The organism is Litoribaculum gwangyangense, assembly GCF_039543505.1.
In the GTDB taxonomy this organism is placed as follows: domain Bacteria; phylum Bacteroidota; class Bacteroidia; order Flavobacteriales; family Flavobacteriaceae; genus Litoribaculum; species Litoribaculum gwangyangense.
Window position 1 is genome coordinate 1,082,163 of record NZ_BAABJW010000001.1, and the last position, 25,161, is coordinate 1,107,323.

Annotated in this window: 19 protein-coding genes and 2 tRNA genes; 19 read left to right on the plus strand and 2 right to left on the minus strand. The window is 33.9% G+C overall.

Going from position 1 to position 25,161, the window contains the following annotated elements:
* Positions 1-39: 39 nt before the first annotated feature.
* From ABD963_RS04890 to ABD963_RS04935, 10 genes are all read left to right on the plus strand, one after another.
* Positions 40-1,104, plus strand: coding sequence for an anhydro-N-acetylmuramic acid kinase (locus ABD963_RS04890; RefSeq protein WP_345275820.1), 1,065 nt, complete (start codon positions 40-42; stop codon positions 1,102-1,104).
* 148 nt (positions 1,105-1,252) lie between these two features.
* Complete coding sequence (locus tag ABD963_RS04895; RefSeq protein ID WP_345275821.1) at positions 1,253-2,479, plus strand: Glu/Leu/Phe/Val dehydrogenase dimerization domain-containing protein; 1,227 nt, start codon at positions 1,253-1,255, stop codon at positions 2,477-2,479.
* Between the two features lie 10 nt (positions 2,480-2,489).
* The gene (nhaD, locus tag ABD963_RS04900; RefSeq protein ID WP_345275822.1) at positions 2,490-3,896 is read left to right on the plus strand and encodes a sodium:proton antiporter NhaD; all 1,407 of its coding nucleotides are present in this window, start codon (positions 2,490-2,492) and stop codon (positions 3,894-3,896) included.
* A 52-nt stretch (positions 3,897-3,948) separates the two neighbouring features.
* Positions 3,949-4,650 (plus strand): MotA/TolQ/ExbB proton channel family protein, encoded by a 702-nt coding sequence (locus ABD963_RS04905; RefSeq protein ID WP_345275823.1) that lies wholly within the window; start codon positions 3,949-3,951, stop codon positions 4,648-4,650.
* A gap of 1 nt (position 4,651) precedes the next feature.
* Complete coding sequence (locus ABD963_RS04910) at positions 4,652-5,044, plus strand: ExbD/TolR family protein (protein WP_345275824.1); 393 nt, start codon at positions 4,652-4,654, stop codon at positions 5,042-5,044.
* Positions 5,044-5,892, plus strand: coding sequence for an energy transducer TonB (locus ABD963_RS04915; protein WP_345275825.1), 849 nt, complete (start codon positions 5,044-5,046; stop codon positions 5,890-5,892). The genes ABD963_RS04910 and ABD963_RS04915 overlap by 1 nt, the downstream gene beginning before the upstream one ends.
* Positions 5,893-5,895: 3 nt before the next feature.
* Positions 5,896-7,113 carry a bifunctional folylpolyglutamate synthase/dihydrofolate synthase gene (locus ABD963_RS04920; RefSeq protein ID WP_345275826.1) on the plus strand — a complete coding sequence of 406 codons (1,218 nt, stop codon included), beginning with the start codon at positions 5,896-5,898 and terminating at the stop codon, positions 7,111-7,113.
* 62 nt (positions 7,114-7,175) lie between these two features.
* A tRNA-Val gene (locus tag ABD963_RS04925) sits at positions 7,176-7,250 on the plus strand.
* A 74-nt stretch (positions 7,251-7,324) separates the two neighbouring features.
* Positions 7,325-7,399: transfer RNA gene (locus ABD963_RS04930), tRNA-Val, on the plus strand.
* 57 nt (positions 7,400-7,456) lie between these two features.
* Positions 7,457-8,230, plus strand: coding sequence for a LuxR C-terminal-related transcriptional regulator (locus ABD963_RS04935; protein ID WP_345275827.1), 774 nt, complete (start codon positions 7,457-7,459; stop codon positions 8,228-8,230).
* Between the two features lie 242 nt (positions 8,231-8,472).
* Here ABD963_RS04935 and ABD963_RS04940 read toward each other — a convergent pair whose 3' ends face one another.
* Both ABD963_RS04940 and gldJ read right to left on the minus strand, forming a co-directional pair.
* Positions 8,473-9,750 (minus strand): UDP-N-acetylmuramoyl-tripeptide--D-alanyl-D-alanine ligase, encoded by a 1,278-nt coding sequence (locus tag ABD963_RS04940; protein WP_345275828.1) that lies wholly within the window; start codon positions 9,748-9,750, stop codon positions 8,473-8,475.
* 85 nt (positions 9,751-9,835) lie between these two features.
* On the minus strand, positions 9,836-11,530 hold the full coding sequence (gene gldJ / locus ABD963_RS04945; RefSeq protein ID WP_345275829.1) for a gliding motility lipoprotein GldJ: 1,695 nt from the start codon (positions 11,528-11,530) through the stop codon (positions 9,836-9,838).
* A gap of 263 nt (positions 11,531-11,793) precedes the next feature.
* Between gldJ and porU the strand changes: the two genes are divergently transcribed.
* The 9 genes from porU to ABD963_RS04990 all read left to right on the plus strand — a co-directional run bounded on the left by porU (position 11,794) and on the right by ABD963_RS04990 (position 25,085).
* Complete coding sequence (gene porU / locus ABD963_RS04950; protein WP_345275830.1) at positions 11,794-15,678, plus strand: type IX secretion system sortase PorU; 3,885 nt, start codon at positions 11,794-11,796, stop codon at positions 15,676-15,678.
* Positions 15,679-15,712: 34 nt separating this feature from the next.
* Positions 15,713-16,951, plus strand: coding sequence for a type IX secretion system outer membrane channel protein PorV (porV, locus tag ABD963_RS04955; protein ID WP_345275831.1), 1,239 nt, complete (start codon positions 15,713-15,715; stop codon positions 16,949-16,951).
* A gap of 85 nt (positions 16,952-17,036) precedes the next feature.
* Complete coding sequence (gene cdd / locus ABD963_RS04960) at positions 17,037-17,519, plus strand: cytidine deaminase (RefSeq protein WP_345275832.1); 483 nt, start codon at positions 17,037-17,039, stop codon at positions 17,517-17,519.
* 90 nt (positions 17,520-17,609) lie between these two features.
* Positions 17,610-18,608, plus strand: a complete 999-nt coding sequence (pdhA, locus tag ABD963_RS04965) for a pyruvate dehydrogenase (acetyl-transferring) E1 component subunit alpha (RefSeq protein WP_345275833.1) — start codon at positions 17,610-17,612, stop codon at positions 18,606-18,608.
* A 3-nt stretch (positions 18,609-18,611) separates the two neighbouring features.
* A complete protein-coding gene (locus ABD963_RS04970; RefSeq protein WP_345275834.1) occupies positions 18,612-20,249 on the plus strand; it encodes a pyruvate dehydrogenase complex dihydrolipoamide acetyltransferase in 1,638 nt (545 codons plus the stop codon).
* Between the two features lie 163 nt (positions 20,250-20,412).
* Positions 20,413-22,257 (plus strand): tetratricopeptide repeat-containing sensor histidine kinase, encoded by a 1,845-nt coding sequence (locus tag ABD963_RS04975; RefSeq protein ID WP_345275835.1) that lies wholly within the window; start codon positions 20,413-20,415, stop codon positions 22,255-22,257.
* Positions 22,258-22,890, plus strand: a complete 633-nt coding sequence (locus ABD963_RS04980; protein ID WP_345275836.1) for a response regulator — start codon at positions 22,258-22,260, stop codon at positions 22,888-22,890. It abuts the gene before it with no gap.
* A 96-nt stretch (positions 22,891-22,986) separates the two neighbouring features.
* Entirely contained in the window at positions 22,987-24,669 is a 1,683-nt protein-coding gene (locus tag ABD963_RS04985; RefSeq protein WP_345275837.1) for a BspA family leucine-rich repeat surface protein, read from the plus strand.
* Between the two features lie 32 nt (positions 24,670-24,701).
* Positions 24,702-25,085 carry a cadherin repeat domain-containing protein gene (locus ABD963_RS04990; RefSeq protein ID WP_345275838.1) on the plus strand — a complete coding sequence of 128 codons (384 nt, stop codon included), beginning with the start codon at positions 24,702-24,704 and terminating at the stop codon, positions 25,083-25,085.
* Positions 25,086-25,161 lie beyond the last annotated feature (76 nt).

Sequence of the window (25,161 nt, forward strand, 5' to 3'; positions counted from 1 at the left end):
TGTGAATTTTTCAATTACGATTATTATTTTTACCTCTCAATGAAAAAAAATGAATATTATATTGTAGGCGTGATGTCTGGTACCTCATTGGACGGTATTGATTTGGTTTATTTGAATTTTCAATATAATGATGTCTGGCATTTTGAGATAATAAATTCTGAAACTGTCAACTATACTCATGATTGGTTTAACACCCTAAAGAATTTGGTAAGTTATCCTATTGAAAAACTAAAGCAAATTGATGAAGACTATACGATTTATTTAGCTGGGGTCATAAAAAATTTCATCAAGCGTAATAACATAAAAAATATAGACGCGGTTTGTTCACATGGACATACAGCGTTACACCAACCAGAAAAAAAACTAACCTATCAAATAGGTAATCAGCCTATATTGGCTAAACTGCTTAACGAAAAAGTGGTTTGTGATTTCAGGGTTCAGGATGTGGAGTTGGGTGGACAAGGTGCGCCCTTAGTCCCGATAGGGGATGAACTGTTGTTTTCTGAATATCATTACTGTTTAAATTTGGGGGGATTTGCAAACCTTTCAACGGAGATAGAAGGAAATAGAATAGCTTTTGATATTTGTCCCGTAAATATTGTGTTAAACCATTATGTTAATAAACTTGGTTTTGATTTTGATGATAAGGGTAAGATAGCTTCTACTGGCGTTGTAAATGAGAAATTATTGAATCAATTAAATACATTACCATTTTATAAGGAGGCCTATCCTAAGTCTTTGGGTTTGGAATGGGTTAACTCAAATATTTTTCCTTTAGTGGATGGGTTTAAACTAGAAATTAAGGATGCTTTAAGAACTTTTATAGAACATATTTCCATTCAAATAGCTTCAGAAATCAACAAAAAAAATGGCGCTTCTGTTTTAATTACAGGTGGAGGGGCCTACAACACGTTTTTGATTCAAAGATTAAAAATTCTCTCAAAACCAACCATCATCATTCCAAGTAAAGAAGTCGTAGAGTATAAGGAAGCTCTAATTTTTGGACTATTGGGTGTGCTAAAACTCAGAGAACAAGTTAATTGCCTAAAAAGTGTTACGGGGGCAACTAAAAACCACAGCTCAGGCAAAATTTATCTACCTTAAAAATAACAAAAAATTAATCTTAAAGGATTTTAGTTTTTTATATTTGTTACATAACTAATTTAATACTTTCCTTATGACACAGCTTTAGCTACCCTTAAGTGACTTCCCCAAAAAATTTATTAAAGCTAAACTAATCATCAATGTAGAAATGAAGGAATTATTAAAAAAGTACGAAAATAAAGAGCCTGAAATTGTTTTTAATTGGAAAGATACCAAAACAGAAGCCGAAGGTTGGGTAGTTATAAATTCTCTAAGAGGGGGAGCTGCTGGTGGAGGAACGAGAATGCGTAAAGGATTGGATATGAATGAAGTGTTATCACTTGCAAAAACTATGGAAATTAAATTTACGGTCTCTGGTCCTGCTATAGGAGGCGCCAAATCGGGTATTAATTTCGATCCGCATGACCCAAGAAAAAAAGATGTTCTTGAGCGCTGGTATAAAGTTGTTTCACCGTTGCTAAAAAGTTACTATGGTACGGGTGGTGATTTAAATGTTGATGAAATTCATGAAGTTATTCCTATTACTGAAGAAAGTGGTGTTTGGCATCCACAAGAAGGTGTCTTTAATGGGCATTTTAAACCAACAGAAGCCGATAAAATTAACAGAATAGGGCAATTGCGTCAAGGTGTTATTAAGGTTATTGAAAACCCCATTTATTCGCCAAATGTTCAAAGAAAATACACCGTTGCCGATATGATTACCGGTTTTGGTGTTGCCGAAGCTGTAAAACAATATTATAATGTTTATGGTGGTGATGTTAAAGGAAAACGAGCTGTTATACAAGGTTTTGGTAATGTGGGGGCAGCAGCAGCGTTTTATTTGTCACAAATGGGAGCAAAAGTAGTTGGTATTATTGATGTGGTCGGAGGGTTGATTAATGAGGAGGGTTTTACTTTTGATGAAATAACCAATCTCTTTTTAGCCAAAAAGGGTAATAATTTAGTTGCCAATAATTTAATTCCATTTGATGAGATAAATGAAAAAATTTGGTCTATTCAAACAGAAATTTTTGCACCTTGTGCTGCGTCACGTTTAATTACTATTCATCAAATAGATGAAATGATAGATAGTGGTTTAGAAGTAATATCTTGTGGGGCCAATGTGCCTTTCGCAGATAAGGAAATTTTCTTTGGTCCCATCATGGAGCATACCGATTATAAAGTAAGCTTAATTCCAGATTTTATATCAAATTGTGGAATGGCTCGTGTTTTTGCTTATTTTATGGAACGAAGAGTGCAAATGACCGATGAAGCCATTTTTAATGATACGTCAAAAACTATTAGAAAAGCAATTGAAAAAATTTACAATAAAAATAAATCGAAAACTGAAATTAGTGCCACTGCATTCGAAATAGCACTAAACCAACTTATTTAAAAATAAATTTATGGAAGCAGCAATTATTTTGGTATTTGTAATGGGTTATCTAGCCATTACCATAGAACATAGTATAAAAATAGATAAACTTATTCCAGCATTGGTTATGATGGCTATTTGTTGGGCCTTAATAGCTTTAGGTTTAGAAAGTTTCCCTCAATGGTTTGATTCAGCTAATCACGCCCTTTTAGAAGGCTTTGGTTCCATGGGAGCAGAGGAGAAAATGCATCTTATGGAGGAAACGTTGTTGCATCATTTAGGTAAAACGGCTGAAATTTTAGTATTTCTCTTAGGAGCTATGACCATCGTTGAGATTATTGACTATTTCGATGGCTTTTCAACAATAAAAGATTTTGTTAAAACCAAAAAGAAAACCAAGATACTATGGATTTTTTCAATATTGGCATTTATTTTATCGGCTATTATTGACAACCTAACAGCAACTATAGTGCTTATTTCCATCCTCCAAAAAATAGTAAAAGACAGAGATGTTCGTCTTTGGTACGCAGGTTTAATTATTATCGCAGCAAATGCCGGAGGTGCTTGGTCTCCTATTGGAGATGTAACAACTACCATGTTATGGATTGGCAAAAAGGTTTCAACGGGTCATTTGATAGGCTATTTATTTATCCCATCCTTATTGTGTATGGCTGTACCATCCTTTATAGCGTCATTTTTGCCAATATTTAAAGGAGAATTAGATGTTGACGAAGAAAAAGAGGAAAAGAAATCCAAGTTTAGTGGTACCATGTTGTATCTTGGTTTGGGAGCGATTGTTTTTGTGCCAATATTTAAAATGATTACACATTTACCACCTTATGTTGGTATGATGTTATCATTAGGAGTTGTTGCTATTTTTGCTGAAATTTACAGTAGTTCAAAATTTAGTATGTCGGTTCATGATGCAGAAGAAAGTGATGCCCATGCTCAACATAGCCCTGTGCATCATTCCCTTTCAAAAATTGAACTGCCAAGTATCTTATTTTTCTTAGGGATATTAATGGCAGTTGCAGCTTTGGAATCTTTGGGTATTCTATTTGGATTTGCTGAATCTTTGCAGGAAATTATGCCCATGTTAGGAACTGAAATGCATTATTCTTATGAACCCAATGGTGGTGTTTCAGATTTGGTTATTTTGTTACTTGGTGTTGGTTCGGCAGTTATTGATAATGTGCCCCTAGTGGCAGCAAGTTTGGGGATGTTTCATGAACCTATGGATAACGAATTATGGCACTTTATAGCTTATTCTGCAGGTACTGGCGGTAGTATGTTAATCATTGGTTCTGCGGCTGGAGTTGTGGCTATGGGTATGGAAAAAATAGACTTTTTCTGGTACTTAAAAAAGATTTCATGGTTGGCTTTAATCGGTTTTTTAGTGGGTGCCGCAGCATTTATGGTAACAAGAACATTATTTTAATATACTTTATAAACAAAAGATACGTTATACAGTTGCAATAAATTAATATTATATGCTAAATACATTATTACAGAACACCCAAGAAGGTGCAGAAGTTTTAACGGATGGAGAATCTGTTGAAAAAACAATCTCTATAATAGAATTAATAAGTAGTGGCGGTGCCGCAGGACAAGTCATCATAGCGGTTCTGTTTTTGTTGTTGGTTGCTGCGATTTATATTTATTTTGAGCGTATTTTTGCTATAAAAGCAGCCTCCAATGTAGACGCTAATTTCATGAATCAAATTAAAGACCATGTCAGTAATGGTAAAATTGATTCTGCACAAATGCTTTGTGCTCAAGTAAATTCTCCAGTATCAAGATTGATAGGAAAAGGCATTTCACGAATTGGGAAACCCCTTGCCGATATTAATACAGCTATTGAAAATGCAGGACGTTTGGAGATTTACGGATTAGAAAAAAATGTTAGTATTTTGGCAACCATTTCTGGTGCAGCACCCATGATAGGATTTCTTGGTACAGTAATTGGAATGATATTAGCCATTTTTGAACTAGCAAATGCTGGTGGTTCTATACAAATGGATGTTTTGGCTGGAGGTTTATATACTGCTATGACCACTACAGTTGCAGGTTTAATAGTTGGTATAGTAGCATACATGGCTTATAACCATTTAGTAGTAAAAACAGATAAGGTGATTTACCAAATGGAAGCAAATTCATTGGAGTTTCTAGATCACTTAAACGAACCAACATAATATGAATTTTAGAGGAAGAAATAAAGTAACGCCAGAATTCAATATGTCGTCTATGACGGATATTGTATTTTTACTTCTTATATTTTTTATGATTGCTTCTACTCTTGTAACTACTAATGCTATTGATATATTATTGCCAAAAGCAAGTGGAAAAACCGAGAATAAAAAGTCTGTCGCTGTAAGTATCAAAAAAGATTTGACTTATTATATTGATCAAAGACGCGTTGGTGAAAGTGTTCTTGAAAATGAACTATTGGCAGCATTATCTTCACAAGAAAAACCAACCATCATTTTAAGAGCAGAAAAATCAGTGCCGGTAGAAAATGTAGTGAAGGTTATGGACATAGCCAACCGAAACAAGTTTAAGGTGATTTTAGCGGTAAAGCCCAATTAATGAAATACTTACAAACCAAACATGAAAGAAATTCAGCAAAATTAACAGCTTTGATTACTGTAATATTGTTGCTTCTACTGTTTGTAGTTGGTACCACTTATATGGATCCACCTGAGGAATTTGGGGTGGCCGTAAATTTTGGAAATACCGATTTTGGGAAAGGCAATGTACAGCCTAAAGAACCTGTAAAGTCTACTCCGCAAGAAGTGAATGAAATCCCACAGCCTGAAGCTGCAAAAGCAGAACCCACAACATCCTCGGAAGTTAAAGAAGAAGTGTTAACCGCTGAAAATGCAGAGGAAATAGCTATCAAAAAACAAAAAGAAGCTGAAGCAAAAGCCAAGGCTATTGCTGATGCGAAAGCCAAAGCAGAGGCTGATAGAATTGCTAAAGAAAAGAGGGAGCAAGAAGAAAAAAAGAAAAAATTGGATGCTCTAATAGGGGGTGTAAGCAAATCCGATGGCACTTCTAGCGGTAGCGAAGGTAATGATGATAAAGTAGGAGATAAAGGGCAGCTAGATGGCAACCCCTATGCCCCAAGTTACTTTGGTGGTCAAGGCTCAGGTAGTGGAGGGGTTGGTTATGGTTTAAACGGCAGAGGACGCGCTACTTATCAAACTTTAAAACAGGATTGTAACGAATCTGGGATGGTGATTGTTAGAATCGTTGTAAACCAAAATGGAAACGTTATTGAAGCAGTCCCGGGTGTAAAAGGAACTACCAATACGGCATCATGTTTATTGGAGCCAGCAAAAAAAATAGCTTTATCCCACAAATGGCCAGCAGATTTCAATGCACCTTCAAAACAAATAGGTTTTGTTAAAGTTAACTTCAAATTGGGTCAGTAAAAAATGACGTATCAGGATACTTTTAATTGGATGTTTTCGCAATTACCAATGTATCAAAATCAAGGTAAAACCGCTTTCAGAAAAGACCTTACCAATACAATTAAGTTAGCTAAACATCTTAATTATCCAGAGAATCATTTTAAATCCATACATGTTACAGGAACCAATGGTAAAGGCTCCACTAGCCACATGTTGGCATCCATTCTTCAAGAATCCGGTTATAAAGTTGGATTATATACCTCACCACATTTAAAAGATTTCAGGGAACGAATAAAGCTTAACGGAAAAGAAGTCAGTAAGCAATTTGTAATGGGTTTTATAAAACGTAATAAAGCTTTTTTTGAAGCCAATCAATTGTCCTTTTTTGAAATGACGGTTGGTATGGCTTTCGAATATTTTTCAAAACAGAACGTGGATATTGCCGTTATTGAAGTTGGTATGGGAGGGCGTTTGGATTCCACCAATATTATTACCCCAGAAGTTTCTGTTATAACTAATATTGGTTTAGATCACACCCAATTTTTAGGGAATACCTTAGAGGCCATAGCTTTCGAAAAGGGTGGGATTATAAAACCAAATATTCCCGTTATCATTGGAGAAACTCAAAAGGAAACTTCTTCAGTTTTTAATGATTTGGCTAAAAAAAACAATTCTGAAATTGTATTTGCTGACAAAAATATTTCCGAAGTTTACAAGTCAGATTTAAAAGGAACTTACCAAGAAAAAAATATTAGAACTGTTATACAAGCCATAAAAATTCTTCGAAAAAGAGGATATAGAATTTCACAAAAACACCTTGAAAAAGGGTTGTTAAAGGTTAAAAAAAATACTGGTTTATTGGGTCGCTGGCAAGTTTTACAGGAAAACCCTCAGGTAGTTTGCGATACGGGTCACAATAGAGAGGGATTGGTTTATGTAATGAAACAGCTATCTGAGCAAGTTTTCGACAAACTTCATATGGTTTTTGGTGTTGTAAATGATAAGGATTTAGACACCATAATCGATTTATTGCCAAAAAGGGCGACTTACTATTTTTGTAAACCAGGTATTCCACGTGGTTTAAATGCCAATGAGCTAAAACGTGTTTTTAATGAATATGGTCTAAAAGGAGAGGCTTACAATTCAGTTAATGAAGCTTATAAAACAGCAGTAGAAAATTCAAAAACAAATGATTTTGTTTTTGTTGGAGGTAGTACTTTTGTTGTGGCTGAAATAATTTAATTTTTTATTGAAAAAGTTTTTGCAATATTAAAAACTAGGTTATATTTGCAATCCAATTTAGAGGGCGCATAGCTCAGTTGGTTCAGAGCACTTGGTTTACACCCAAGGGGTCGGGGGTTCGAATCCCTCTGCGCCCACAAAATCCTAAGGTTTTTTACTTTAGGATTTTTCATTTTATTATCTTTGTTTAGCAGTAAATTTAATAAAAAAAGGGTCATTAACTCAGTTGGTTCAGAGTGTTACCTTGACAGGGTAGAAGTCACTGGTTCGAATCCAGTATGACCCACAAATTAAAAATTTCTTCAGAGTTCTATTTTCTTTATATTTATACTTAAAAAAAGTTATGATTTTAGAAAATATAAAATCTTCCTACAAGGAAATATTCGAATCTTATTATAATTCCTCTTTAGAAGACCATATTAAAAAAATTGTTGAGTTAGATGCTTATTTACCTTATAGCTCTACTTTTTTCTGCATCACGAATACTCAAAGCTTATCCTTTGAATACATTAGTAAAAACATGTCCTCATGTTTAGGTTTAGATTATGACGTTATGAAAAGTAAAGGCATGAATTATTTTTGGAGCAGGATGCATCCTGATGATATTGAGCCATGGCTTCAGGCACTTAACGAACTTATGAAATTTACCTTGTCTAATATATTGGTAGAGGAAAGATCTAAAATGAGTTATACTTGGAATTACAGGATTAAAAATGCACAAGGAGTTTATTTAAATGTTATTCAGAATACAACACCTCTAGAGTTTGATAATAATGATAAGCCCATAATTGGATTGGCACACTATACGGTTTTACATTCCAAAATTAAGTTACCAGTTTCCGCAACCGCCAAATTATTAAATGATAATAACGAGTATGAAACTAAATACTTCAACAATTTTTCTCAAAAGTTATTGTCTGATGGCATTACTAATAGAGAGCGTGATATTGTTAGACTATTGGTTTTGAATAAATCTAGTAAAGAGATAGCGGAAAAGTTGAATATTAGCGTCAATACGGTAGATACCCATAGGCGGAATATCTTAAAGAAACTGAATATCAAGTCAACAGGGGAGCTTATTGGTATGATGAAGACTCATGATTATTTTATACTGTAATAAATAATTTCATAATAAACCAAAAAATACTCAATTTGAGTATTGTAAAGTATTATAATTATTGCCAATTTTGATTTGCTATTAATTAGTTCTTAGGGAGAATTAAAATTGTGCCTAATTAGAAAGAATTCTTTTTAGGCACTTTTTTTTACGAATAATTTAAAAACATTGATTTTTTTGCGATTTGTCACAATACTCTTTTGAGGCATTTTAAAAATTTCATTAATTAAAAAAAATATTTTTCACTCGAATAAATCTAGAACCCTTTCCAAAGCCATACCTCTAGATCCTTTTATCAGAATGTTAGAATTTTTTAACTCTAAAATTTCAGAACTTTTTTTAAAGCTTTCAAACGAAGGATATTTGCTAGTTTTGTTAGAATGTATTTTTGAGCCATGGAAATTTTCACCAATAAAAATAAGCTTTTCTATGTTCAATGAAATTCCTAAATCAACAATATTTTGGTGTTCTACGACGGCATCATCTCCCAATTCAAACATATCGCCTAAAATGGCTACTTTATATCCCGTTTGTTTTTCAAAGTTTAACAAAGCGGCTTGCATACTTGAAGGGTTAGCATTATAGGCGTCAAGTATTATTTTGTTGGAATTTTTACTAATTATTTGTGAACGGTTATTATTGGGTATATAATTTTCAATTGCATTTTTTATGGCTTTTGTTTCAACTTTGAAATAACTACCTACAGCGATAGCATAAGCAATATTTGTGAAATTGTAATCTCCAATAAGTTGACTCTGTATTGTCTCACCTTCATAATTACATTTTACAAATGGATTAGCTTCTATAAAGTTAATGACGATATCTTCTTTTGAATTTCCGAAACTAAAAGTATTTCCGTTTTTAGTTTTATCAACTTGTATGGCATCGTTACCGTTTATGAAAATATTTTTATTATTATTGATTAGAAAATTATACATCTCGCTTTTTCCTTTTATAACACCTTCAACGCCACCAAAACCCTCCAGGTGTGCTTTTCCATAGTTAGTTATCAATCCAAAATCTGGTTGCGCAATGGAACATAAAAATTCAATTTCTTTTTGATGGTTTGCCCCCATTTCAACAATGCCAATTTCAGTATTTTTGTTCATGGAAAGCAATGTTAAAGGTACGCCAATGTGGTTGTTTAAATTGCCAATGGTTGCAGTAGTCATAAATTTTTGTAATAACACAGCATTGATTAATTCTTTTGTAGTGGTTTTTCCGTTACTTCCTGTAAGTGCTATTATAGGTGTTTTTAAATAATTTCTATGGAATGTAGCCAGCCTTTGAAGGGTCTCCAAAGCATTACTAACCAGAATGGTTTTGGAAGATATGTCAAATTCTTCTTCATCAACAATGGCATATTTTGCCCCTAACTCAATAGCTTTTTCAGCATAGGAATTACCGTTAAAATGATCGCCTTTAAGCGCAAAAAACAAATCGTTTTTCTGTATTTTTCTAGTATCGGTGCAAACCGAACGACATTCTAAAAAGAGTTGATGGATATCTTCTATTTTCACAGGATATATGACTTTAAGTAAAATTAAATGTATAAAAAAAGTCCTAACTAAAGCTAGGACTTTTTAATTATTATTATAAAACTAGTTAATTTTTTGTTTTGTTTTTAACTTTACTTTTTGAACCTACACGGGACATAGCGCATCTAAATCCAATATAATCTGTAGCCATGTCTTGTGGGAAGTAACGTCTTTGAGCTGGATCTAACCAATACTCTCTGTCTTTCCAAGAACCACCTTTATATACTCTAACTTCATCGTTTATTAAGGATGTTCTGTTATTGCCTTTATCGTATTCTCTTATAATGTTTCCTAAAGAATCTCTAGTTATAGTGTGTTTAGGAGAGTTATACATCTTTCTAGTTTCACTTTCCTTTTTGCCATCAGTTTCCTCATCACCAAAGCTTTCAAAGTATCTAGAAGAACGTCTGTCACCATCTCTAAAGTTTATCTCATTACTCTTATCAAAGTTTGTTCTTAAATAAGTTTCATTCTCATCAACAGGAACTTGTAATATTTCACCAGGTAAGTTTCTAGCTATTACTTTTCCGTTAGACAAGGTGTCGTAAACTATATCATCAGGTGTAACAACTTTTACAGTGCCATCTTCATTTAGTGCATTTTTTGTGTAAACGTTGCCTCGGTAATAGTTAAAGTCGTTAAACTCATCATCTACAATGGGTCTATAAACATCTGCTACCCATTCAGCCACATTACCAGCCATATCATATAATCCATAATCGTTAGGCTCATAGGATTTTACGGCGTTTGTAATATCAGCACCATCGTCAGACCATCCAGCGATTCCACCATAATCACCTTTTCCTTGTTTAAAGTTGGCTTTTTGGTCACCTCTGGTTTTACGTTTCCCTGAACGTGTATACTGTCCATCCCATGGATATTTTTTACGTCCACGGTATAGGTTATAACTTCTAATTTCACTCAAGCCTAAAGCAGCATATTCCCATTCAGTTTCGGTTGGGAGTCTATATTTTGGGGAAATTATACCAGTTTCACGGGTTGCATAAATATTGGTTTCATTACCATCGGCATCCGTTCTAACAAATCTTTTATTCCCGCCTTTTTCGGGATTAATAACTTCTTCATTGCCTCCATAAGTTAAGGTTGGAGCGTTAATGTAAGTATCTGTGCTAAAAGTTTGCTCAGCATTAACGTCGATAACTTTGGCATCGCGCTTTAAGTAACCAGCTTTTTCTAAATTGTATTCATTAACACGGTCTGAGCGCCAGTTGGCAAACTCAACTGCTTGAATCCAACTTACACCAACAACGGGGTACTCACCATAACCAGGGTGACGCAAATAGTTTTCCGTCATTACTTCATTGAAACCTAAGCGATTTCTCCAAACTAAAGTGTCTGGTAAAGCTCCATGATAAATGGCCCTAAAATTTTCATCAGATGGTGGGTAAACACGTTTTATCCAATCTAAATACTCCATATACATGGCATTGGTCACTTCAGTTTCATCCATATAGAAGGATTGCACGTGTTGTTGATTTGGACTATTGTTCCAATCATGCATCACATCATCCTGTACACGGCCTTTGGTGAACGTACCACCTTCTATGAACACTAAACCAGGGGAAGTTTCTTGTTCTTTGAAGTCAGTGTTGTACTGAAAACCACCTTCTCTAGAGTTGATGTCCCATCCTGTAGCTCTAGAGCTATTTTTTGAACTCGAAGATTTTTTACAACTAGTTGAACTAACCATTATAGCCAAAACTAGGAAAATCTTGATTGCTACTACTTTTTTCATATCCATACTTTTAAGTAAGCTAATAATATTTTTGGTGCTGCAATATAAGAATTAAACATTACAAAGCAAGCTATTTTTTGCATTTTAACCAAAAAAAAGTGTATTTCACCCTATTTTTTGAACCATACAACGATGTTTTTGCTGTTTTACACCATTGTTTTGTCTTGTATTAACGTATGTTTTACTAATTTATTATTGTATTTTTGTACCAGTTTTTAAAATTGTTATTTTTTTGATAATAACATGTTGTTAATGACGTTTATCTAGTGATGAAAAAGAAAATTTTATTATTACTGTTTCTGTTTTCAATAGTAATATATGGCCAACAAAAAAAATATACTATTGTTTGGAATGATTCAAAAGTGCTTTCTGGTGATAGTTTCTCAATAGAGATACCATCATTTAACAAAGAATATTTCATCTATGATTTTAATGATGGATTATTATTTGTGGATCAATGGGAAACCAAAAGTTTTATTGATGAATCTTCAATTACCGTAAGCAATGTTTCTTACAGTACTATTAACAAAGCCGATTTAAAGGATTTGGATATAAATAGCTTGCCTAACAAGTTAGTATTTAGTTTAAAAAATTCGGTTTCCAGAAATAAACAATACACCAATTTTCAACTATCACCAATTATAAAGGAGGCTAATGGTACCTTTAAAAAGGTAACATCTTTTCAAATTAATTATAAAAACGGAATCAATACAAATAGAACATCTGTTAGCAGAAAAAATTTTGGTAGTAAGTTGTTCTCTAACTCGGTTTTAAGATCTGGCGATTGGTATAGGTTTTACGTCGATACAACAGGTGTTTTTAAATTAACCAAAGGTTTTTTGCAACGTTTAGGTATTAATGTTAATAATGTAGATCCGAGAACCATTAAGTTGTATGGTCATGGAGGAGAAATGATTCCGTTCTCAAATGCTGTAGCATATCCTTATGATGTGCCAGAAAATGCAATAAAATTTGTAGGAGAAGAAGATGGAGTTTTTAATAATGAAGATTACATCTTATTTTATGCGCAAGGGCCCAAAGTTTTTAGTACCGAAAGTTTAACACATATCAATTGTTATACTGATAAAACCTACTATTATATTAATGTTAGCTCCGGTAATGGGAAACGAATTCAACCATTTGTTCAGCCTACAGGAAATGTTGATTTGGTTATCGATACCTTTGAAGATTATAAATTCCATGAGATTGATCGGTATAATTTATTGTCCCTAGGAAGACGATGGTTTGGTGAAAGATTTGATGTTGAAAATAAAAAAACCTTTGAATTTGATTTTCCAGATTTGATTACATCGGAACCAATTAATTTAAACGTTGTTGTAGCAGCAGTCTCATCCAACAACAGTGCATTTGGAATCACGGTAAATGAAGAGCCAACTGCCACATTAACCATTTTTGGTGTAACTAGGCCAACTTTTGCTGGTGGAGCTTCCTTTAATAGTAGTGTAAATGTCAATTCATCGAAAATAACCGTTGGGCTAAATTTCGATAATTTAGGAAATCCAAGCACACTAGGTTACTTAGATTATATATCCATAAAAGCAAAGCGAGCCTTAAATTTTAACAATAAGCAATTTCAATTTAAAAACAGTCAAGTTCAATCTGTCTCTGGTATTGGACAATATAATATTTCTAATGCCACAAGAATATCAGAAATATGGGATGTTACGGATATTTATAACGTTACCAATTTTGTTAATGAATCACAAAATGCCAATTTAAGTTTTACTTCAACCTTAGGTAGTTTAAAAACCTATGTAGCACTAACACCTCAAGATTATTTTGAGCCAAAAGCAGACTCAAAAACGGTGGTAAACAATCAAAATATAAAAGGAACTATATTTAACAATAATCAAGGTCAATTTCAAGATATAGATTACCTTATTGTAGCACCAAACAATATGCTATTCCAAGCACAACGCTTAGCTCAAATCAATACCGATCAATATGGATTACATGTAAAAGTGGTTGGATTGGATGAGATTTATAACGAGTTTAGCTCTGGTAACCAAGATATTGGTGCTATTAGAAATCTTGTGAAATATGTATACGATAATGCAAGTGTCCCTGAAAATCGAATAAAATATTTGTGTTTGTTTGGTGATGGTTCTTTTGATTATAAGGATAGAATACCAAATAACACGAATATAGTTCCTTCGTGGCATGCCTATAATAGTTTTAATTTGACAACCTCCTTCGTATCGGATGATTTTTATGGTATGATGGACGACAATGAAGGGACGATGGCCATTAGTGATAGACTTGATATTGCTATTGGGAGAATTCTAGCAGACACGCCACAACGTGCCAAGGAACTAGTCGATAAAATAGAATCTTATTATAGTAAAGAATCTTTTGGAAGCTGGCGCAATAATTTTGTAGTTATTTCTGATGATGTTGACCAAGACTGGGAAGGAAAACTTCAAGAAACTACAGATATCGTGGGTAATTTGGTAAGTCAAGAAAAACCATTTATAAATGTAGTTAAAATCCATTCGGACGCCTTTCAACAAGAATCCTCAGCCGGAGGTGATAGGTATCCAGCTGTAACAACCGAAATTGTAAATGCAGTTGATAATGGTGCTTTAGTTGTCAATTATTTTGGGCATGGTGGTGAAGATGGGTTGGCCGAAGAGCGAATTTTGCTTAAACCAGATATTGATGGATTTCGCAATTTTTGTAAGCTAAACTGTTTCGTGACGGTGACATGTGAATTCACGAGGTTTGACAATCCTTTTAGGCAAACGGCGGGAGAATTTACGTATTGGAATAAACAAGCTGGAGCTATTGGTTTAATTACAACCACAAGACAAATTTTTGTGCAATTGGCGGTTGATTTTAATAGTATTTTAGGACAATATTTGTTTTCTTATAGTGATAATGATAATTTTGGTGATTATGATTACCCTACCATGGCAGAAGCTTTAAGGTTGTCAAAAATTGACCCTTTAATCGCTGGTTCAAGTCAAAAACGTCTCATGTTCTTTATAGGCGATCCAGCCATGAAATTAGCATTTTCAAAACCAAACATTAGGTTAACGCAAATTAATGATGTGCCAATAGGGCAATCAACAGATACTTTGAAAGCTTTAAGCTATGTGAAATTGGCAGGAGAGGTAACAGATGTTTCAGGTAATCTTTTATCAAACTACAATGGCACACTTTCAACTACTATTTACGATAAACCAATAAGCAGGGAAACGCTTGCCAATGATGGAACGCGTTTGAATGGCCAACTCGTAAAACTCAATTTCAATACTTTGGGGGTGGTTATATTTAGAGGGCAGGCCACAGTGAAAAATGGACAATTTGAATTCGATTTTGTAGTTCCAAAAGACATAGGAATACCCGTTGGTTTTGGAAAGATAAGTTTCTATTCCAAAGATGAAGCATTAACTTCAGATCAAACAGGAGCAAGTATAAATACTCTTAAAATTGGCGGTATTAATGAAAATGCAGCCGAGGATAATACTGGGCCAATCATATCTTTATATATGAACGATGAAAATTTTGTTTCAGGTGGTATTACCAATGAACAACCTACATTGTTAGCTAAATTAGAAGATTTAAATGGTATCAATACGGCAAGTGGTATTGGGCACGATATTGTTGCCATACTTGATGGAGATGAAACCAATCCTTTCATATTAAATGATTATTATCAAACCGATGTTGATGATTATACAAAGGGAACCGTAAGTTTTCCTTTCAGGGATTTAGAACCTGGTTTGCATACCTTAACCCTCAAGGCATGGGATGTTTACAACAATTCCTCCATCTCAGAAATTCAATTCATTGTATTCGATAAAGACCAAAATTTAGTTATAAATAACGTGTTGAATTACCCAAATCCGTTTGTTAATTACACAGAATTTTGGTTCAATCACAATAGTTCGGAACCTTTAGACGTTTCTATACAGATATTCACTGTATCAGGTAAGCTTATAAAAACCATAAACGGACAAACAACAGGTGGTATTAAAACAACTAGTTCTCTTTCAAGAGACATGATTTGGGATGGTAGAGATGATTTTGGGGATAAAATAGGAAAAGGTGTATATATTTATAAGTTAAAAGTACATTCCGCCTTGTTAAATAAAACCGTTGAGAAAATTGAAAAACTTGTAATACTCTAATAAAAATTTATATTTGTTAAATTAAAACTAATTCATGAAGAATAAAATATTAATATTAATAGCTTTAGCTTTTATTGTAAGAGTTAATGCTCAAACAACAACAATTATTCCTGATAATAATCCTAGAGTGATAACCACTGGTCTTCCGTTTGTTTTAATTGCACCAGATGCACGTGCGGCCGCTTTGGGAGATATGGGCGTTGCCACATCTGTAGATGCTTTTTCTCAACAATGGAACTCATCTAAATATGTTTTTTCTGAAACTAAGTCTGGTTTTGGAGTGAGTTACACACCTTACTTGAGTAAATTGGTAAACGATATTTTCCTAGGAAATCTAACTTATTTTAACAGAATTGATGAGCGAAGTGCCTTTGCAGCGAGTTTAAAATACTTTTCCTTAGGTGATATCGAGTTTGTTAATGATGAATTTTCAGAAGCATTAATACAAAGACCTAATGAGTTCACAATTGATGCCTCTTATGCTTTACGTTTGTCAGATCAATTTGCCATGTCTGTGGCGATGCGATATTTAGTATCAGATTTGAGACTTGATGATGGAAGTGGAAATACTGACGGAGCTAGCACATTTGGTGTAGATATTTCTGGTTATTATCAAAGTGAGGAAGAAGCCTATTCTGATTTTAACGGACGTTGGAGAGCAGGATTCGCCATTCAAAACTTAGGTCCAAAGTTCAAATATACTGAAGATGGTTCAGAGAATTTTCAACCTACCAACCTACGTCTAGGTGCGGGTTTTGATTTTATATTTGATGATTATAATAAGATTTCTGTTACCGCTGAGGTAACAAAACTTTTGGTGCCAACTCCTCCAGCATTTGGCGATTTATATAATTTTACCGATAATAATGGTAATGGAACCTATGAAGAAAATGTTGATGATTTAGATGATTTAGTTCAAGAAGATGTTATTATTGGTGGTAAGCCTCAGGATGTGAATTTCTTATCTGGTATTTTCCAATCATTTGGTGATGCTCCTGACGGTTTTAGTGAAGAGTTAAAAGAGTTTACATGGGCGTTAAGTGCAGAATATTTATACCAAGATTCCTTTGCTTTTAGAGCAGGTTATTTTAATGAAAGTGAAGAAAAAGGTGCCAGAAAATTTTTAGCTCTGGGTGCTGGTTTTAAAGCTAATGTAGTTAATATTGATTTATCTTATTTGTTTTCGGCATCAAGAATACAAAGTCCTCTAGAAAACACCTTACGTTTTTCGCTCACGTTTAATATTGGAGCGGGAGAGTATAACGAATACTAGTAAGTAGAAATAAAAATTAAACAAAAAAACTATTGTGAACAGCAATAGTTTTTTTGTTTAATAAATTTATTGAATACATTTGAATATGAAGGAAATAAAAATAGAATGCACATTATTTATTTTTGATAATGCACATGAGCTTCCGTTGGATGCTTTCAAATTAATGCAAAAAGCTGTAGAGGCCAGAGAAAATGCTTATGCCCCATATTCTAAATTTCATGTTGGGGCTGCCTTACTTTTAGATAATGGCGAAATTATAACGGGTAATAATCAAGAAAATGCCTCGTATCCATCTGGTTTATGCGCAGAGCGTACGGCTATTTATTACGCGGGTTCTCAATTTCCACAGGCCAAAATTATTCGTATGGCAATTTCAGCAGGTTCACAAAAAAACCAAACAAAAAAGCCAATTCCTCCTTGTGGTGCATGCAGACAAGCCATTGCAGAATATGAAATAAAACAAGAGATGCCCATAGAAATTTATTTTATGGGAGAAACGGGAAAAGTTGCCAAATCTCTCTCATTATCAAATTTATTACCCTTGATTTTTGATAAATCTGTATTATAACAATCTCATATAAAAAATTACTATTTTCAGTTTTTCCATTAATGAGTAAAGTGTTACTTTTGTTACTCGTTTATTAAATTAACGCAACTGATGCAAAAAATAACAAAAGAGGTTTACCTAAAATGGTATGAAGACATGTTATTCTGGAGAAAGTTTGAAGATAAACTAGCTGCAGTATATATCCAACAAAAAGTAAGAGGATTTCTTCACTTGTATAATGGTCAAGAAGCCGTACTGGCAGGTGCTTTACATGCCATGGATTTGACTAAAGATAAAATGATAACCGCTTATAGAAATCACGTACAGCCTATTGGTATGGGAGTAGACCCAAGACGAGTGATGGCTGAGTTATATGGAAAAGCAACAGGCACATCACAAGGTTTGGGCGGTTCCATGCATATATTCTCTAAAGAACACCGCTTTTATGGAGGCCATGGCATCGTTGGAGGTCAAATTCCTTTAGGTGCAGGAATTGCATTTGGAGATAAGTATCATGGAAGCGATGCTGTAACTTTATGTTGTTTTGGTGATGGTGCTGCAAGACAAGGATCTCTGCATGAGTCATTCAATTTGGCAATGCTTTGGAAACTACCAGTTGTATTTGTTTGTGAAAATAATGGGTATGCCATGGGTACTTCAGTAGAAAGAACGGCTAACCATACTGAAATTTGGAAACTAGGTCTAGGTTATGAAATGCCTTGTGGACCAGTAGACGGAATGAATCCTGTTAAGGCAGCTGAAGCTTTTGATGAAGCGATACAAAGAGCGCGAAGAGGGGATGGACCAACATTTTTAGAACTTAAAACGTATCGTTATAGAGGTCATTCTATGAGTGATGCCCAACATTATAGAACCAAAGAGGAAGTAGCAGAATATCAAAAAATTGACCCGATTACTCAGGTTAAGGATATTATTCTTGAGAAAAAATATGCTACAGAAGCGGATATTAAGGTGATAGATAAGCGCGTGAAAGATTTGGTATCTGAGTGTGAAAAGTTTGCCGAAGAATCACCGTTCCCAGAAAAGAATGTCATGTACGATGTGGTTTACGAACAAGAAGATTATCCATTTATTCAACATAAATTATAAACTATGGCTATAGTAGTAAACATGCCGCGTTTAAGCGACACCATGGAAGAAGGAACCGTAGCAACTTGGTTAAAAAAAGTAGGTGACAAGGTTGAAGAAGGCGATATTTTAGCTGAAATAGAGACCGATAAAGCCACTATGGAGTTTGAATCTTTTAATGAAGGAACCCTGCTTCATATAGGTGTGCAAGAAGGAGAAACTACCAAGGTAGACGAACTTTTAGCCATTATAGGTGACGAAGGAGAGGATATTTCTGCCTTGTTAAATGGTGGAGGGAATTCTTCATCAGAAGATAAAAAAGAAGATAAAAAAGATAACAATAGCCAAAACAAAGTTGAAGCGTCCAATAAAGTTGAAACTTCAAAAGAATCTCAAGAATTACCAGAAGGTGTTATTGTTGTAACGATGCCTCGCCTGAGTGATACCATGGAGGAAGGAACCGTAGCAACTTGGTTAAAGAAAGTAGGGGACAAAGTTGAGGAAGGTGATATTTTGGCTGAGATTGAAACCGATAAAGCCACCATGGAGTTTGAATCCTTTCAATCCGGTACGTTATTACAAATAGGTTTGCAAGAAGGTGAATCGGCCAAGGTAGATTCTTTATTAGCTATTATAGGACCTGCTGGAACCGATGTTTCTGGAGTTGCCGCTAATTTTAAAGCCTCTTCTTCTTCAAAAAAAGAAGAAACCCCAAAAGTTGAAACTAAAACTGAGGCGCCTAAAGAAGCTCCAACTGAAGTTAAAACAGAATCTAAACCAAGTGCACCAACAACAACACCTGTAACGTCAAATGGACGCTTATTTATATCGCCGTTGGCAAAAAAACTAGCTGAAGAAAAAGGTATCAACTTAACTCAATTACAAGGCTCTGGTGAACACGGACGCATTATAAAACGTGATATAGAAAATTACACGCCTTCAGCAACAGCATCTGTTGGTAAATTTGTTCCTGCTGGTCAAGAAGATTTTGAGGATGTTCCAAACTCGCAAATGCGCAAAGCCATTGCTAAAGCCTTAACCAACTCTAAGTTTACGGCGCCACATTATTATTTAAGTGTGGAGTTTGATATGGATAATGCCATCGCTTTCCGTGAGCAATTTAATACCATCCCTGATACTAAAATATCATATAACGACATGGTTGTTAAGGCATGTGCTTTAGCTTTAAAGCAACACCCTCAGGTTAATTCACAATGGTTTCCAGATAAAATGCGCTTAAATAACCATGTGCATATTGGAGTAGCAGTAGCAGTTCCTGATGGATTGGTGGTGCCAGTGGTTAAATTTGCCAATGAGCAAACACTTCCACAAATTGGTGCAGCTGTTAAAGAACTGGCTGGAAAGGCTAGAAATAAAAAATTAACTCCTGCCGAAATGGAAGGGAGTACCTTTACGGTTTCCAACTTAGGCATGTTTGGTATCGATACCTTTACATCCATAATCAATCAACCAAATTCAGCGATTCTTTCTGTTGGAAATATTGTTCAAAAACCCGTGGTTAAAAACGGACAAATTGTGGTTGGTAATACCATGAAGCTATCTTTGGCCTGTGACCACAGAACCGTTGATGGTGCTACTGGAGCTCAATTCCTTCAAACATTAAAAGGTTATATTGAAAACCCGGTAACGATGCTTGTGTAAATATTTAACTTTACTTATAATAATATAAGTATAAAAAATAAGACCTGTTTCATGAATTTGAGACAGGTTTTTTAATAGCACCAATTTATTCAAACCTACCCAAACGGGTAGGTTTTTTCTTTTGATGGTTTTCGTACTTTTAGGTTTTTGTAAACATCTCGTAATGCGAATAGCAATTACCACATTTATGCTTTTAATAATGAGTCTTACTGAGGCTCAAAGTATGTGTAGTTGTGATTTAGTTAATGAAAATTTTGATTGGGTAAATACAAGAGATTCGTTAGAAGTGTTTGATACTAGTAAAGTACTCAAGTTATCAAAAAACAAATCCTGTGAATTTAAAGGTTTAGAACTCGAACTAAAATTATTTATCCATCAAAAGAAATTTGAATCAGCTTTTAAAGTAATTAATAAACTTGAAAACATCTTAAGTGAGATTGATTGCAAAGATGAATTTTTGTTTAATATATATATCCAAAAGGCGGATTATTATAAAGCATTAAACAACTACGAAAAATTATCGGAGTTTGCATTTAAATGTTTAAAAGAGGCTGAGCGATTAAACGATCCAAATAAAGAAATTGAAGCCATAAAACAGATTGTTCATTTATTTACTAGAATGGACGAAGACCTTAAAAATTGGGATTATATAAAACGCGCACAAAAGTTAATTTTTAACCAAAAGGAAAGTTTAGAATCTATAGTCAATTACAGATGGTTAGCATATGAATATGAAAATAAATACACAACAACTGGTAGAAAAACCTTAATTGACTCTGGGTTTGCTTTTGCCAAAAAAGCTAAAGTAGGAGCTTTTAAGTATAAGAATTATGACGAATTGGCGAAGTTATATCGAGCCTTCGAATCATTTTCATATCATAAAGGCGAATTGGATAAGGCTTTACAATACATAGATACAGCCATTTTTTATGCCAAACAGATTAAAGGCGATAAAAACTTAAGTGGTCTCTATCTTTCAAAGGCATGGGATCATTTGGATCTAGGGGAAAAAGAAGAGGCCGTTAAATGGATGGATACCGTTATGGCTATTGACAAATCTAATGATATAGTGGGTGTCATGATGGAATATTTAGACGCCTCCGATCTATACGAACAATCGGATAGGTTAGATAAGGCATATTCAGCATTTAAAACCTATGCAAAAATGAAGGATAGCATTATGAATAGAGAACGTGTAGAGGTCATAAATGAATTGGAAACCAAATATAAAACCGAGTTGAAAGATGCAAAAATTAAAAGACAAGGCGTTTGGTTAGTGATAGCATCCTTGGTCATTGTACTCATATTATTTATTGGAACCATATTTCAATTAAAAAGAACCAAACAAAAAAACCAAGCATTAAAAGAAGCTTATGAAAAACAAGTAGCTCTAGAAAAAGAACTTACAGCGGTGAGAGAAAACATTGCCCAGGATTTTCATGACGATTTGGGTAATAGGCTGGCTAGAATTTCTCTATTATCCAGTCTTGTAAATAAAGAAGTGTCCAATAAAGAAGAAAAATTAAGGTCTAAAGTCAAACAAATAACCGATGATGCCAACGACTTGTATTTGGGTACGCGAGATTTTATATTTTCACTCAAAGAAAACAGTGATTTTGTTGAGGAATTAGTAACCTATTTATCCGATTTTGGGGAAAATTATTTTAGTAAAACCAACATTAAATTCGAATTGGAAAAGCATATTGATGTTAATGACAAGTTACCTTATTATTGGAGCAAACAACTTATTTATATATTTAAAGAAGCGATGACCAATGCTCTTAAATATGCGAGATGTAATTATGTTTCTCTTAAATTTATTTACAAAAAAAACGAATTGGAGATTATGTGTACGGATAATGGTATTGGTATTGCACAGCAAGATTTAAACTCAAGCAATGGCTTATCAAATATGAAAGAAAGAGCACATAAAATTGGAGGTTTTTTGCACATTGAAACCAAAGAAAAAGAAGGCACAAAAATCATTTTTAAAGGAAAGACAACATAAATGCTAGACCTTAAACATAAAGTAGTCATTATAGAAGATAATATCCCTCTAAGTGAAGGGTTTGCGGAGGTTATAAATACCACCGAAAACTTTAAAGTGGTGAATGTTTACCACAATTGTGAAGATGCCATTGAAAATCTAAAATACGATAATCCAGATATTTTTTTAGTCGATATAGATTTACCAGGGATTAATGGTGTTGAAGGCACCAAACAAATAAAAAAAATAATGCCCAATTGTTCTATTATTATGGTAACAGTATATGAAAACTCCAGTATGGTTTTTGATGCCTTGTGCGCTGGCGCGATGGGTTACTTAACCAAAAACGTCTCACCTGAAGATATTGTTGAGTCGCTCAATGAAGTCGTAAATGGTGGTGCTCCCATGAGTATAAAAATCGCTAAAATGGTGGTGAGTTCCTTTCAAAAGCAACCCAGTAAAATTGAGCTCTCACAAAGAGAAAAAGAAGTACTCACGCTTTTATCCGAGGGGAATAGTTATGATGGAATTGCTGATAAACTTTTTATTAGTAAAAACACCATAAAGTTTCATCTAAAAAATATCTACATCAAGCTTCAGGTAAACTCCAATATTGAAGCAGTCCAAAAAGCCAATAAAGAAAATCTTTTGTAATTCATTAAAAATGAATAGGTTATAATTCTACCCGTTTGGGTAGTACAGCTCTTTGTTCTCTCAGTTACTTTTACAGAGAACTTTTAAAACCTATTTATGATGAAGAAACTTTTACTTTTTTCAATAGTACTATTCATATCACTTAGTACATTTTCTCAAAACCATTTTATTACAACTTGGAGTACAGCAACACCTGGAGCATCAGTAATTATTCCAACAACAGGAGGTGGTTACAATTATGATGTTGATTGGGAAAACGATGGCATTTTTGATGATATTGGAATTACTGGTAATATAACTCACAACTATCCCAATGCTGGAGTTCATACAGTTGCTATCCGAGGTAGTTTTCCAAGGATATATTTTAATAATACGGGCAGTAAAAATCAACTCTTGTCTGTTGAAAATTGGGGCAATATAGCTTGGACGTCTTTTCATAGGGCATTTCAAGGCTGCAGTAATTTGGTGGTTAATGCCACAGATGCACCAGATTTAACTAATGTAACCGATTTAAGCTTAATGTTTTGGCGGTGCTCATCATTTAATCAATCCATAGATCATTGGGATGTAAGTACTATTACAGGTATGTCTGGAATGTTCTTAGAAACACCCTATAATCAGCCATTAAATTCTTGGAACGTGAGTAATGTAATATTTATGAACAATATGTTTAATGGGGCTACATCTTTTAATCAACCCTTAAATAATTGGAATGTAAGTAGCGTGACTTTTATGAATAATATGTTCTATGGTTGTTTTGCTTTTAATCAACCTATAGATAATTGGAATGTTAGTAGCGTTACAGACATGAGCTTTATGTTTGCTTATGCTACATCATTTAACCAATCTTTAAATAGTTGGAACGTGTCTAATGTTACCAATATGTTTAACATGTTCGCTTCTACAAATTTTAATCAACCATTAAACAATTGGAACGTAAGCAGTGTTACTAATATGCGAGGTATGTTTGAAGGAGCTATTGCATTCAATCAACCTATAGAAACATGGGATGTTAGTGCAGTTACAGACATGTCATTTATGTTCATCTTAGCACAAAATTTTAACCAACCCTTAAACAATTGGAACGTAAGCGCTGTTACCCAAATGCCAAGAATGTTTGAAAGGGCCAGTTCTTTTAATAGACGTTTGGGATCATGGAATGTTAGTAATGTAACAAACATGTCAGGTATGTTCGATAGGGCCACCTCTTATAATCAACCTATGGATAATTGGAATGTGAGTAACGTTACAAACATGTCTAATATGTTTAGTGGCGCCACCTCTTTTGACCAATCATTGGGAACTTGGGATGTAAGCAATGTAAATAATATGACCAACATGTTTTTAAACGTAACATTATCTACCATTAATTATGATGATACTTTAATAGCTTGGGATGCACTGAACTTACAAGCCAATGTTAATTTTCATGGAGGTTTCAGTCAATATTGTAATTCCGCTTCACAAAGAACGAATATAATAAACAATGATGGATGGACAATTATAGATGGTGGGCAAACTATTTGTGGTTCATTAAGTGCAAAGGATTTTGAAAATCAAGCTTTTAAACTTTATCCCAATCCAACAAAAACAAGTTTTTACATTGAAACCAAAGAAATTGTCAACAATGTAGGCGTAATAGACATTCTGGGAAAAACGGTTAAAACTTTTAAGTCTAATGTTGAGAACTACAGTATAGATGATTTAAAATCTGGATTATACTTTATAAATATTAACACCGAAAAGGGAAAAGCAACTAAAAAATTAATTAAAGAATAAAAAATTATTAATAACCCCAAATCTTTTTAATTATGAAAACAATGAAAACCTTAATGCTATTGTTAATGATAGCTTTTTTAATGGCTTGTAACAGTGATGAGTCACCAAAGAACCAAGCCCCAGTTATGGAAAATAAAACCATAGATGTTTCTGAGAATTTAACATCCGATTTAATTACAACCATGGTTGCATCCGACGCAGAAGAAGATGTATTAACTTATGCCATAGTATCACAAACACCTGCAAATAGTATCATTATTAATGAAAACACAGGTGAAATTTATGTTGGAACTGCCAGTGCTTTTGATTATGAACAAAACACACAAATAGTTGCAATAATAAGTGTAAGCGATGGAAATTCAACAACAGAATCTACATTAACAATCCATATTCTAGATGTTAATGAAAATGGATGATTATAAAATTGAAATTAAAGTATTTATAAGAATTATTTAAACGATTTTCTTGAACTATTAATTTACTGGTTTTTTG